At 30.6% G+C, this 13,606-nt stretch carries 7 protein-coding genes; 5 read left to right on the top strand and 2 right to left on the bottom strand.

Going from position 1 to position 13,606, the window contains the following annotated elements:
* Nucleotides 1-6: 6 nt before the first annotated feature.
* The 3 genes from OC535_RS05690 (at nt 7) to OC535_RS05680 (ending at nt 3,329) form a co-directional block, all read left to right on the top strand.
* The gene (locus tag OC535_RS05690) at nt 7-543 is read left to right on the top strand and encodes a nitroreductase family protein (RefSeq protein ID WP_498823367.1); all 537 of its coding nucleotides are present in this window, start codon (nt 7-9) and stop codon (nt 541-543) included.
* Nucleotides 544-646: 103 nt separating this feature from the next.
* Entirely contained in the window at nt 647-3,085 is a 2,439-nt protein-coding gene (locus tag OC535_RS05685) for a heavy metal translocating P-type ATPase (RefSeq protein ID WP_498823366.1), read from the top strand.
* Nucleotides 3,078-3,329, top strand: coding sequence for a metal-sensing transcriptional repressor (locus tag OC535_RS05680; protein ID WP_027090540.1), 252 nt, complete (start codon nt 3,078-3,080; stop codon nt 3,327-3,329). Before OC535_RS05685 ends, OC535_RS05680 begins: the two co-directional genes overlap by 8 nt.
* Nucleotides 3,330-3,355: 26 nt before the next feature.
* Here OC535_RS05680 and OC535_RS05675 read toward each other — a convergent pair whose 3' ends face one another.
* Both OC535_RS05675 and OC535_RS05670 read right to left on the bottom strand, forming a co-directional pair.
* Entirely contained in the window at nt 3,356-4,408 is a 1,053-nt protein-coding gene (locus OC535_RS05675) for a DUF2812 domain-containing protein (RefSeq protein ID WP_227053612.1), read from the bottom strand.
* Between the two features lie 75 nt (nt 4,409-4,483).
* Nucleotides 4,484-6,154 (bottom strand): Na/Pi cotransporter family protein, encoded by a 1,671-nt coding sequence (locus OC535_RS05670; protein ID WP_227053611.1) that lies wholly within the window; start codon nt 6,152-6,154, stop codon nt 4,484-4,486.
* A gap of 151 nt (nt 6,155-6,305) precedes the next feature.
* On the opposite strand from OC535_RS05670, the gene OC535_RS05665 reads away from it, so the two are divergent.
* Both OC535_RS05665 and OC535_RS05660 read left to right on the top strand, forming a co-directional pair.
* Nucleotides 6,306-8,042, top strand: coding sequence for an ABC transporter ATP-binding protein (locus tag OC535_RS05665; RefSeq protein ID WP_498823365.1), 1,737 nt, complete (start codon nt 6,306-6,308; stop codon nt 8,040-8,042).
* Between the two features lie 286 nt (nt 8,043-8,328).
* On the top strand, nt 8,329-13,473 hold the full coding sequence (locus OC535_RS05660) for a TIM-barrel domain-containing protein (protein WP_498823364.1): 5,145 nt from the start codon (nt 8,329-8,331) through the stop codon (nt 13,471-13,473).
* Nucleotides 13,474-13,606 lie beyond the last annotated feature (133 nt).

The following is a 13,606-nucleotide window of genomic DNA, read 5'->3' as shown; positions in this document are numbered from 1 at the left end:
ATAAAAATGGAATTAGAAAGTGTTATTGAACAACGTCGTAGTATTAGAAAATATAAAAATGAAACTGTTGATTTAGAAAAAATCAAACAAATCATTCAAGCAGGAATCGAAGCACCATCTTGGAAAAACAGTCAGACAGCGCGATATCATGTAATTAGCTCAAAAGAATTATTAGGAACTTTTAAAAACAAATGCTTACCAGAGTTTAATCAAGAAAACTGTAAAGATGCACCTGTTTTGATCGTTACTACTTTTGTTAAAGATCGTTCTGGTTTTGAACGAGATGGTAGTCCTAGCAATGAGTTGGCTAATGGCTGGGGTTGCTATGATTTAGGACTTCATAATCAAAATATGATTTTAAAAGCAACAGAATTAGGATTGGCAACTTTGATCATGGGAATACGTGATGAGAAAAAAATCAGAGAAATGCTAAATATTCCTACAGAAGAAATAATTGTTGCTGTTATTGCATTAGGCATTGGTGATATTGAACCTGATCGTCCGAAACGTAAATCAGTTGCGGAGGTTGCAACATTTTATTAACTATTACTTTTTGTAATAGTTTTTTTATGCATTTCTTTTGCAATTTCTAAGATTATCATTTATACTATAATCGTACCCCCTAGGGAGGGGTAAGGAGGGAAATATGAAACAGAAATATAGTGTTAAAGGAATGACATGTTCTGCTTGTGAAAACCACGTTTATAATAGTGTTTGTAAATTACCAGGGGTCAATAATGTAGAAGTAAATTTATTGACTAATTCGATGAATGTTGATTATGATGAAGGTAAAGTTAGTGATACCCTGATTATTAAGGCTGTAAATGATGGTGGCTATCAAGCGAGTTTGTTTGATGAGAGTTTAGTAGATAATGATGATTTAAGTGATTTAAAAAAACGTCTTATTTATTGTTTTATTGCTTTAGCTTTATTGATGTACGTTTCGATGTCATCGATGTTTAATTATCCAATACCTGCTTTTATTAGAGAAAATAGTTATATTAATTTTGCTTTACAGACTATTTTTTTAATTCCGATTTTAATTTTGAAGAAAGATTATTTTATTAACGGCTTTAAGAATTTGATTCATTTAGATCCAACGATGGATTCATTGATTGCCTTAGGCTCAGGTGCGGCAATTATATATAGTTTATATTCTTTAGTTTTGAGTCTAACTGGTTCAATGATGGAAATGCATTTGGTTCATAATATATATTTAGAATCAGCAGGAATGATCGTTACTTTAATCAGTTTTGGTAAATATTTAGAAGCAAAATCAAAAAAGAAAACAACAGATGCCATAAGTCGATTATTAGAGTTAGCACCTGATGTAGCGTGTCGAGTAAATGATGGAAATGAGGAAATCGTTAAGATTTCTGAGCTCAAAATCAATGATCACGTTTTAGTCAAAGCTAATGAAACGATTCCCGTTGATGGAAAGATCATTCAAGGATTTAGTTCAGTTGATGAATCAATGATCACGGGAGAAAGTTTACCGGTTGAAAAAGAAGTTGCTAGTTTAGTAATTGGAGGAACAAATAATCTTCAGGGAAGTTTTATATATGAGGTAACTAAAACAGTTGAAGATAGTACTTTAGCTAAAATAATCGAGTTAGTTGAAGAAGCCTCTAGTTCCAAAGCACCAATGACAAGAATGATTGATAGAGTAGTAAAATATTTTGTTCCTACAGTAATCATTATTGCAATCATAACATTTATTTATTGGCTGATTGCGGGAATGGGATTGAATTTTGCAATTACCAATGCTATTGCTGTATTAGTTATTTCTTGTCCATGTGCATTAGGTTTAGCGACTCCAGTAGCAATTATGGTTTCTACCGGAGTTGGGGCTACAAATGGGATCTTGATCAAAAGTGCTAGTGTCTTAGAAAATGAGAATAATATTGATGTTGTTGTTTTTGATAAAACTGGGACTTTGACCCAAGGAAAAGCGCAGGTTAGTGATGTTTATAGCAATAGTTTAGCTAATGAAGAAGTAATTAAGATCATCGCATCTTTGGAAAAAGGTTCTAGTCATATTTTAGCTGATGCTTTTATTCAAAAAGCTGAGGAATTAAATATTGAATTGATTGAAACTGATAAGTTTGAATCATTAAGTGGATTAGGGATCAAGGGAACAGTTTTAAATCAAGATTATTTAGTCGGAAATCTTAGAATGATCAAAGAAAATAAGATTGATTTTAGTGATTATCAAGATAAAATAGATAGTTTTGTAGCTCAAGGTAAAACATTAGTTTTTCTAGCTAGTGAAAATAAATTAATTGGTTTAGTGAGTATTTTTGATGAAATAAAACAAACTAGTAAACAGGCAATTGAGCGTTTAAAAGAGATGAAGATCAAAACAGTAATGCTTACTGGTGATTTAAAAACATCAGCTAATGCTATTAATCAACAATTAGGATTAGATGAAGTTATTGCTGAAGTATTACCACAGGATAAAGAAAATGTAATTAAAAAGTTACAAAGTCAGGGTAATAGTGTTATGATGGTAGGCGATGGAATAAATGATGCTCCAGCGTTGGTTCGCAGTGACGTTGGTGTTGCTATTGGTAAAGGTAATGATATTGCTATTGATGCTGCTGATGTTATTTTAATGAAGGATGATATGCGTGATATTGTTTCTTCAATCGAATTGTCAAAAAAGACAATTTTAAATATCAAAGAGAATCTATTTTGGGCTTTTATATATAATATAATTGGAATTCCTATTGCTGCTGGAGTTTTCTATCATTTATTAGGATTACGTTTAGATGCGATGATTGGTTCATTGTGTATGTCACTTTCATCTGTTTGTGTTGTAAGTAATGCCCTTAGATTAAAACGTTTTAAACCATATTATAAAAAGGAGAATAAAAAGATGAAAAAAGAAATTAAGATTGAAGGTATGATGTGTCAAATGTGTAAAAAACATGTTGAAGAAGCTTTAAATAATTTAGCTGATACAAATGCAGTTGTTGATTTGGAAGCTAATAATGCAATTGTTGAAACAACTTTAGATGATTCTGTTTTAAAAGCAGCGGTGGAGAAAGCCGGATATAAGGTAGTGAAAATCAATAATGTCTAATGAAAAAGTATTGTTGCGTTTAAAAACAGCGCGAGGACAAATTGATGCCGTTATTAAAATGATTGAAGATGATCGATATTGTATTGATATTTCTAATCAGTTACTTGCGATACAGTCATTAATTAAAAATGCTAATAACGAAGTTTTATCAAATCATTTAAATCATTGTGTAAAAAATGCTATTAATGAACATGATGCAGATAAAAAAATTGATGAAGTAATCAAATTATTAACTAAATTATAAAAATAGTCTCGTTTAATCAAACGAGACTAGTAATTAAAATCAAGGATTTTTTGATAAAGATCATTTTCTAATAAATCAAAAGATGTTTGAATAATAATCAACTGTTTATCTTGAACAAAAATAATGTTATTATAAAGAGAATCATTAGAAAGTAAATAGCCATTAGCTATTTGCTTTTTCTTTTCATAATTATAAACATTTAAATAATTATTTAAATATTTATTAGCTTTATCATTAGAAGAAAAACAATAATAATTAATTTTTAAAATTTCATCATCATTACTTTCAAAATAACTAGATGCTTCTTTGATCATTAAACTAGAACTTTTAGTATATGTATCACTAGGTTCACTAGAATAGCCTAAATCATTTAAAGTTAAAATATTATCTGTTATAGGAATGTTTTTTCTTTCGATAACATCTAGTGAAAAACCGCTAATAATCATCAAAATAGAAATAATAAAAAGCCAGTTTGATAAAATAAAACGATACTGCTGTATTTTAGCTGGTTTTAAAGCAATCGATTTAACAAGTTTATTTTTAATTTTTTCCGTTTGAAGATAATTGCTAATGGAGCGGACTATCAATGAAATACATAGCATTAGTGGGGCATAATGGATCAAAATAGCACCATTGGTGATAAATTCATTTGGTTCATTGTTTATAAAAACATTGGGAATCAATAAAAAAGATAAAAATAAGCTAATAAAGACAAATAAAATATTATATAATGTTTTATTCTTTTTAAAATAATTGAGTAATAGTTTTTTATCAGTTTCTTTGACCTTTACATCTTTTTTATTTTTAAAAACATATATTTTATGCGTTTTACCAATAAATTTATAACCATGATCAAGATAATTTAATAGCCACTTATCACGCTGTTCACGGTTTTTTTGATGACTATTTTTATTAGGAATAAAAATATCTGTTTTATAATAAAAACGTTCACCATCATGTTTAAAAACGGTAAAGAAATCAGCATTATCACAATTATAACCTTGTTTAGATAAGTCATTGAGCTTAGTTTCCAATAGTTTATATTCACTTGTATCATAATTTGTTAATTTTATTTTCATAGATAACTCCTTTTCTATAGTATAGAGTATCATTTTTTGGTGAAATAATAAAGTAAAACCATGTTAAACATGGTTTTACTTAGAAAAAGCAGATTCTGGCTCTTCACTTATATAAGCGGCTTCTTCAAGCACATAAGCTTCAGCAATATTTTGACAATGATCACCCATACGCTCTAAATTAGCTAAAATATCAACATAGGTAGAATTAACTAAAGTCGATTTTTCAATTTTATTACTAACACGTTTTATATGCCGTTGTTTAGCCTTTTTATTAAAATAATCAAGATCAGATTCTTTTTCATCTACATATTCAATATCTTCTAATTTATGATTATTAAATGCCACTACAGCTCGATTCAGCATATCAATTACCATATCCATCATCGTTTCAAGATCTTTTCTTGCCTCTGATGAAAAATCTTCCTTTTCATCATAGACAGCTTCATAATATTTGACGATATTAATACATAGATCACCAATTCTTTCAAAATCTTTTATTGCTTTCATATTAGCTAAATAATCATTAGAATCATGATCATTTAATGTTTCATGAGAAATTAAAACTAAATAATCAGTTATTTTAGTATCTAAAGTATTGATGGCATTTTCCATCTCATATACACCATCTTTAGCGGTGCTGTTTTTAGTATCAAAATAAGCACGAATTCCTTCGACGGCTTCAATAGTAATATGTCCCATTTCAACGATTTTATTTTTAGCAATTTCTAGAGCATGACTTGGAAATAGATGGACGACGTTTTGATCAAGCTCGCTTAGATCCATATTAATTTCTTTTTTACTGTTTGGTAAAATTCTTTTGATTAGTTTAACGATTGAAGGAATCAAAGGAAAGAAGAATATTGTTGTTACAATGTTAAAAATACCATGAGCTAGTGATAACTGTAATTCTGGCAAAATATGTAATGAACTTGCTAACCATTGGATCAGCATTGTAAAAGGTGTTAAAATCAACATAAATATAATTGAACCAACAACATTAAATAAGACGTGGAAAAAAGCAGCTCTTTTAGCTGGAATAGTTCCTCCAAATGAAGCTAACACCGCAGTTATGGTAGTACCGATGTTACTACCAAATAGAAATGGTAATGCAATCGATAGCCCGATTGCCCCTGAACCATACATTTGTTGAGCAATTGCAATAACTGCAGCCGATGATTGAACAGCTGTAGTTAAAAGAGTGCCACCTAATAATCCTAACCATGGATTTTGTGACAAATAGTTGGCAACTTGGCTAAATTCAGGTACTTTAGAAATATTAGCTAAATTATCGCCCATTAATTCTAGACCATAAAATAAACAGCCAAAGCCAAATATAACTTGTCCCATATATTTAGTCTTTTTGTTCTTTGAAAACATCAAGAAAAAAGCTCCAATAATTATAAAATAAACAGCATATTGAGATATTTTTAAACCAACAAATACAGAAGTTATAACAGTTCCAATATTGGCCCCCATAATTATTCCAATTGATTGTTCAAGGCTCATTAAGCCTGAACGAATCAAACCGATCGCCAATGCAGTAGTTCCCGAACTTGATTGAATTAAACAAGTTACAAAAGCTCCAATCAAGATTCCTTTAAATGGACTAGAAGTATATTTGTCGATAATATTTTTCAATTTATCACCAGAATAGCCTTTTAATCCATCCCCCATATATTCAATTCCAAATAAAAATAGCCCCAGTCCCGCTAATATCAGCGGCCAGTTTATATCTGCTAAAGTCATAAAATCATCCTCCTAAAGACAATAATAATAAAATGTTAAGATTCTGTAAATTATTTGTAAAATAAATTAACAAAATCTTAACAAAACTATTTTACTTAAAATCTTTGACAAATTATGATATGATAGATAACTATGAAAGGGGATGCATTAGATGGGTAGTAGAGGAAGAAAATTTTTATCATATTATCGCCCGTATCTACGATTGTTTTTAGCGGATTTATTCTGTGCCATGATTGCTGCTGGAATAACTCTTGTTTTTCCGATGATCATCCGTTACCTAACAGGAACAGTTCTAGTTGATCATAATTTTGAAATCAGCGTCATTTATAAATTGGGAATATTTATGATCATATTAGTTATCATAGAATATCTATGTAATTATTTTGTTGCTTATCAGGGTCATGTAATGGGTGTTTATATGGAACGTGATCTTAGAAATGAACTTTTTACGCATTATCAAAAGCTGTCTTTTAGTTTTTATGATGAACAAAAGACTGGGCAGTTAATGTCGCGTTTAACTAATGATTTATTTTCTTTGACAGAATTATATCATCATGGACCTGAAGATATTGTCATTTCTCTTATTAAGTTTTTTGGTGCTTTTATCATTTTAGCGAATATTAATCTTCAATTAACTTTGATCGTTTTTGCTTTTATTCCTGTAATGGGTGGTTTTATTTATTATTATAATCGAAAAATGAAAAAAGCATTTAAAATAAATAAGCAAAGAGTAGGTGACATAAATGCCCGAATTGAGGATAACTTATCAGGAATCAGAGTTGTAAAAAGCTTTGGAAATGAAGACTATGAGATAAATAAATTTCATGATGAAAATAGTAATTATGTAAATAGTAAAAGAAATAGTTATTTTTATATGGGAAAATTTCATTCAGGCTTAGGTGCTTTTACAAGTATGATTACGGTTGCAGCAGCAATCTTTGGTTCGATTTTCATTTCTAAAGATATTATTAATGTAGCGGATCTAGTAGCTTTTTTGTTGTATATCAACAATTTGATTGATCCTGTTAAGAAATTCATTAACTTTACGGAACAGTTTCAAGAAGGGATCACTGGTTTTGAGAGATTTATGGAAGTCTTAGAAATAGAACCAGATATAAAAGATAAAAAGGATGCTAGTAATCTAGAAAATGTAAAAGGATCAATAGAATATTGTAATGTAGCTTTTAGATACAATCAAAAGAGTGATTATGTTTTAAAAAATATAAATTTGAAAATCCATCCAGGGGAATATATTGCCTTAGTTGGATCATCAGGTGCTGGTAAAACTACGATTTGTTCTTTGTTACCAAGATTTTATGAGGTCAGTGAGGGAAAAATATTGATCGATGGTCAAAATATTAAAGATATAAAATTAAATTCATTGCGCCAGAACATCGGAATCGTACAGCAGGATGTATATTTATTTGCCGGAACAATATTAGATAATATTCGTTATGGCTGCTTTGAAGCTAGTGATGAAGAAGTTATCGAGGCTGCTAAAAAGGCTAATGCTCATGATTTTATCATGGAACTTCCTGATGGTTATAATACAGATTGTGGACAGCGTGGCGTTAAGTTATCTGGTGGTCAAAAACAGCGATTAAGTATTGCTCGAGTATTTTTGAAAAATCCACCAATTCTGATTTTTGATGAAGCAACGAGTGCTTTAGATAATGAAAGTGAGCATGTTGTTCAAGAATCTTTAGAAGCCTTGGCAAAGAATCGAACTACTTTAGTAATTGCTCATCGTCTTTCAACGATTAAAAATGCTAAAAGGATCTGTGTTTTATCTCATGAGGGAATCGTAGAAGAAGGAACTCATGATGAATTATTAAAGAAAAAGGGACAGTATGCAAGTTTTTATTATTTAGGAAAAAATATGCGATAACTATAGGAATCAACAGTAAGAAATATACTTACTGTTTTTTTATTGTGATAATAGATTATTCTTAAAATTTATCAAAAGTATAAATTAATATGAAAAAAGGACAAAGAAAAATTGTATTTAAAATGATACAATTTAACAGGTGGGATAATTTAGACCATTTTTTAGCATATTACACTTGTTCTATTGTAGAGGGAGATGAAATAGAATAAGTGTTATGCTGTAAGGAGGAGATATTTTAAGATTATTTGCAAATTGATGAACTATTAAGACAAGGAGGGAAAGGAAAATGTTTTATAGTTTAAAAAACATCAAGAAAATCGGGTTAAGCTTGGTGTTAGCTACTAGTATGGTAGCATCTAATTTAACTGTTTTTCATGCTCAAGAACAAGTTTCAAGAAGTGGGCAGTTAACAAATGCTAGATATGAAAGAACTGATGGAAATGATGTATATCTATCATTTGGTGGTGGTGAACAAGCCAAAATTACATTTTTGAAAGATGAGGTATTCCGTTTTAATATGGAACCGGAAGGTGATTTCAAAGATGCTCCAGAGCCAATGGCTCCTACACATACTACTAAGATCGTTGCTAAAGATGAGCAGGAATATATAGATGAATATCAAGAAATTGAACCGGTTGTAAGTCAAGAAGATGATAAAATCATCATTTCTACAGATAAGATTCAATTATTGATTGATAAAGATCTTGCTAAAATGGAATTGAAAAAAGCTAACGGGGAGACGGTTTGGAAAGAAAAGGAATCGTTAAAATATGACGGCACTAAAACAATTCAGACTTTAGAAACAGAAGAAGACGAATACTTTTTTGGTGGAGGAATGCAAAATGGTTATTTCTCTCATAAAAACAGAAAAATAGAAATCGTTAATAAAAGTACTTGGGTAAGTGGTGGTGTTGCTTCACCAAATCCTTTCTATTTTTCAACTAATGGTTATGGTGTGTTAAGACATACTTTCCAGCCTGGAGAATATGATTTTAGCGCTACAGCTACAATGGAACACGAAGAAGATCGTTTCGATGCTTATTATTTTGTAGAAGATAGTTCAAAGGATATCCTTTCTGATTTTGTAGAATTAACTGGTAATCCAATGTTTATGCCTAAATATGCATTCTATCAGGGAAATGCGGATTGCTATAATTTAAACGGGGAAAGTTTATTAAATGAAGGGATTAATCGTGCTGATAAATACAATGAAATGGACATGCCAGTAGGGTGGTTTTTACCAAATGATGGTTATGGCTGTGGATATGGTGGACTTGATAATTTAGAGTCTTTTGTAGGTGAAGCTGCTAAAAGAGGTTTTAAAACAGGTCTATGGACAGAACAAGATTTAGATAAATTAGATAAAGAAGTACAATCAGGAACTCAAATGATCAAAACCGATGTTGCCTGGGTTGGAGAAGGTTATTCATTTGGTCTAAATGCTGTTCGTCAAGCTTTTGAAGGAATTGAAAATAACTCTGACAATCGTGCTTTTGTTTTTACAGTAGATGGTTGGGCAGGAACTCAACGTTATGCTGGACTTTGGTCAGGAGATCAAACTGGTGGTAACTGGGAATATATTCGTTTCCACATTCCTACTTATATTGGTTCTGGATTGAGTGGTAATCCAAATGTTGGGTCTGATTTAGATGGAATTTATGGATCAAACAATATAATTTCGACTCGTGATTTCCAATGGAAAGCATTTACTCCAATTATGATCAATATGGATGGTTGGACAACTGGTGCTGAAAAGAATCCTTGGTATCATGGTGAACCATATACATCAATCAACCGGATGTATTTGAAAATGAAAACTGGATTGATGCCATATTATTATACATATGCTAAAGAAGCTCATGATGATGGTGTGCCAATGGTTCGAGCAATGATGCTGGAATATCCAGATGATCCATATACATGGACAAATCAAACACAATATCAATATATGTGGGGCGAAAACTTATTAGTAGCTCCAGTATATAAAGAGGCTGATAACTCTGCAGAAGTAAGAAATAATATTTATCTTCCAGGTGGTGAAGATCAAGTATGGATTGATTACTTTACAGGAGAACAATATACTGGTGGTAAAGTAATTAATAATTTCAGTGCACCATTATGGAAATTACCATTATTTGTTAAAAATGGTGCTATTTTACCAAAAACACCAGAAAACAACTCACAATTAGAAGTAACTGGTGATGAAGATCGTATTTTTGAAGTCTATCCATCAGGAAATACTGATTTTACAATGTATGATGATGATGGTGAAACACAAGAATATAAAGAAGGTAAAGGAGCAACTACATTAATTACTTCTAAAGCTCCAAAAACAGGAACTGGAACTGCTACAATTACAGTTAATCCTACTAAAGGTTCATTTACAGGAATGAAAACAGCTCGTGGAACACAATTTATTGTTAATGTTCTTAAAGAGCCAACTTCATTATCAGCAACTATCAATAATCAAGAAGTAACTTTAAGAAAGGTAACTACTCAAGAAGAATTTGATAATGCAACGGATAATGTATATTTCTATAATGAAAGACCTAATTTAAATCATTATGCTACTGAAGGTTCTGATTTTGAATCAGTAGAAATTATTACAAATCCAAAAGTACAAGTAAAAATTGCTAAAGATAATCGCGATATTACTAAAGATACTGTAAAATTAACAGTTGAAGGTTTCAATAATACTCAAGAAGATGTTATTAATGAAGCTGATCCTGATTTATCTAATGCTGAAGTACCTGTATTAACAGCAACAGCAGATGATAATTCTATCACTTTAAATTGGGATAGTATGGAAGGACAACAATTTGACTTAGAAATCGATGGTATCGATGGTCAAGGAATGATTTATCATAATGTTTCAGCACCATTTGTTCATGAGTCATTAAATGCTAATGAAGAACATACTTATCGTTTACGTTTGTATAACAGTAAAGGAGTAAGTGAATGGGGAGAATGGCAACGTTTCTCTACAACTGAAGATCGTTATAAAAATGTAATCAGAGATGTTATCGGTACTGCTAGTTCAGAAATTGGTGGTTACTATGCTAGTCAGGCAGTTGATGGAGATTTATCAACATTGTGGTATACTGACTGGAATGATCCAGTAGCAAACAATGGTGATAAGATTTATACTATTGATTTACAAAAAGCTTACAAATTAGATCAACTTGAATATTATAATGACGGTACAGCCCAAATTAAAAATCATGAAATTCAAGTAAGTCGAGATGGTATTAATTATAAAACAGTTGAAGCAAGCACATGGCCAAGAGATCCAAGTGGTACTTTTGATAAGTTTGTTGATTTAAATGGTGAAATTGCTCGTTATGTACGCATCGTCAGTCATGACTTACGTCATAATAGTGCTAATGAATTTAGAGTTTATAAAGTAGATGGAACAGAAGGATTCTCTGAAGCAGATGTAAGCACAGATGGTGCTTTAGGTCAACCAGATTTAACATTCTTAGAAAACTATATGGGTGTTAAAAAAGATGATGATTTGGCAGTGTTTAATCAGGCAGTTACTGGAGATATCAACTACAACAATGAAATTGATGCTTATGATTTAATGTTTGTAACATCAAAAATTGCTAATTTAGAATCTACTGGTAGAAAAGCTGGTGGTGAAATTACTTTTACAACTGATAAAAAATCAGTTAAAGCTGGTGAAGAAGTAGAAGTATCGATTTATGGTAATAACTTAAAAGATATCAATGCGTTTGGATTACGTTATGAAATCGACCCTGAGTTATATGAATTTAGTGGTACAAATCCAGTTGTCGCAAGTGATGAAACTAAAGATATGCATAACTCTTCAAGAACTTTAAGAAATGATAAGGGAGTATATGTAGCATTTAGTAATATTGGAAAATCTGAATCTTTACAAGGTGATATGTTACTTGCAACATTTAAGATGAAGGCTAAAGTAGATACAGAGGTTTCTTTACAACCTGAAAATGCTATTGTTATTTCATCAGGATTTGATGTACGTAGTGCCTTTGGTTTTGAAAAACAGCCAGCTGATATTGAATTATTAGAAGATGCTGTATTTATCGCTGAAGCTTTAGATAAATCAATTTATAGTTCTGAATCAAAAGCTGCTTTAACAAGTGCAATCACTGAAGCACAAAATATCTTAGACAATATAGAAGCTAGTCAAGAAGACGTTAATAATACTTTAATTAGTATAGTAAATGCATTAGGTGGATTAGAAAGAGTAGTTCAACCTAATAGTGAAGTATTGGAAACATTAATTGAAAAAGTAACAAGTGATGATGTTCAAGCTAATATTGAAACTAGAGAATTAGAAAACTTCTTTATCAACTACGTAGATCCAGCAAGAAGCAGTTTACGACCTGGAGCATCTGCTAATACTATTAGTAGACATATCAATGCTTTAATTACTGAATTTATTCAATTACATGATAAAAATGGTACAACAGATTATGCAAATGAAGTATTTTTACAATTTGCAAATGATTTAGTAACAAGTTTAGAAGGTACATACACATCTGAATCACTTGCAGTTTTAAGTAATGCAATTAGTACTAATGATTCTGATACGATTAAAGAAGCAGTTTTAAATTTGAAGAAAATAGATCTTTTAGATAAAAATATTTTATCTGCTGTTATTGAAATCTCTCAATCAGTTAATGAAGGTAAGTTTGATAGTGAAGCTATTGAACAGCTTAAAGCTTCTTTAACTTCTGCAATCGCGATATTAGAAGATACTGCAGCTAGCCAAGAAGCAACTGATAAAGCAGCAGAACAATTATCAAATAATATTATTGGATTATTTGATGAAGAGGTAATGAATCTTATCAAAATAAAAGCTCAACTTACTAACTTAATTAATGAAATAACTAACCTAGATCTAACAATTTATACAGATGATAGTGTTCAAGCACTAACAGCTGCTTTAGAAGAAGCTAATGCAGTACTAGCAAACAGTGAATCAACATTTGAAGAGCTAGATAGCGCATATCAAACTTTATTAGCAGCTAAAAATGGTTTAGTTAAGATCGTAGTTATTGATAAGACAGCATTAAATGAAGCAATTGAAAAAGCTGATCAAATCGATCTATCTTTCTATACTAAAGAAAGTGCTGATAAATTAGAAACAGCATTAAAAGCTGCTAAAGCAGTTATGCTTGATGAGGGAGCAACTCAAGAAATGGTTGATCAAGCATTAGCTGATTTACAAGATGCAATCGATAGTTTAGTTAAATTATCTAATCCACAACAACCTGGTGATGATAATAAAGATAACGAAAATAATGAACCTAGTGGAAATACTAAACCAAGTGGTGGTGTTAATACAGGTGATAATATCGATTTAGGTGCTTCAGCTCTATTCTTATTATTATGTGGAGCAGCTCTTGTAATGGTTAAAAGAAAAAAAGAACAAAATAATTAATTTGTAAAAGTTTTGTAATAAACTTATTTTAGAAGCAGGATTGTTTCTGATCCTGCTTTTTTGTTGAATAAGAAAAATAATCGTATTAAAACTATTTTAAGTGAGGATAACGATGTTTAAGAAAATCTATATT

Source organism: Clostridium sp. Marseille-Q5894 (assembly GCF_946902305.1).
In the GTDB taxonomy this organism is placed as follows: Bacteria; Bacillota_I; Bacilli_A; order Erysipelotrichales; family Coprobacillaceae; genus Thomasclavelia.
The sequence above is the reverse complement of the archived record's forward strand: the minus strand, read 5'-3'. Positions and strand labels throughout refer to the sequence as shown.

Coding starts and splice junctions, on each gene's coding strand:
- OC535_RS05690 (WP_498823367.1), top strand. CDS start 7: ATGGAATTAGAAAGTGTTATTGAACAACGTCGTAGTATTAGAAAATAT.
- OC535_RS05685 (WP_498823366.1), top strand. CDS start 647: ATGAAACAGAAATATAGTGTTAAAGGAATGACATGTTCTGCTTGTGAA.
- OC535_RS05680 (WP_027090540.1), top strand. CDS start 3,078: ATGTCTAATGAAAAAGTATTGTTGCGTTTAAAAACAGCGCGAGGACAA.
- OC535_RS05675 (WP_227053612.1), bottom strand. CDS start 4,408: ATGAAAATAAAATTAACAAATTATGATACAAGTGAATATAAACTATTG.
- OC535_RS05670 (WP_227053611.1), bottom strand. CDS start 6,154: ATGACTTTAGCAGATATAAACTGGCCGCTGATATTAGCGGGACTGGGG.
- OC535_RS05665 (WP_498823365.1), top strand. CDS start 6,306: ATGGGTAGTAGAGGAAGAAAATTTTTATCATATTATCGCCCGTATCTA.
- OC535_RS05660 (WP_498823364.1), top strand. CDS start 8,329: ATGTTTTATAGTTTAAAAAACATCAAGAAAATCGGGTTAAGCTTGGTG.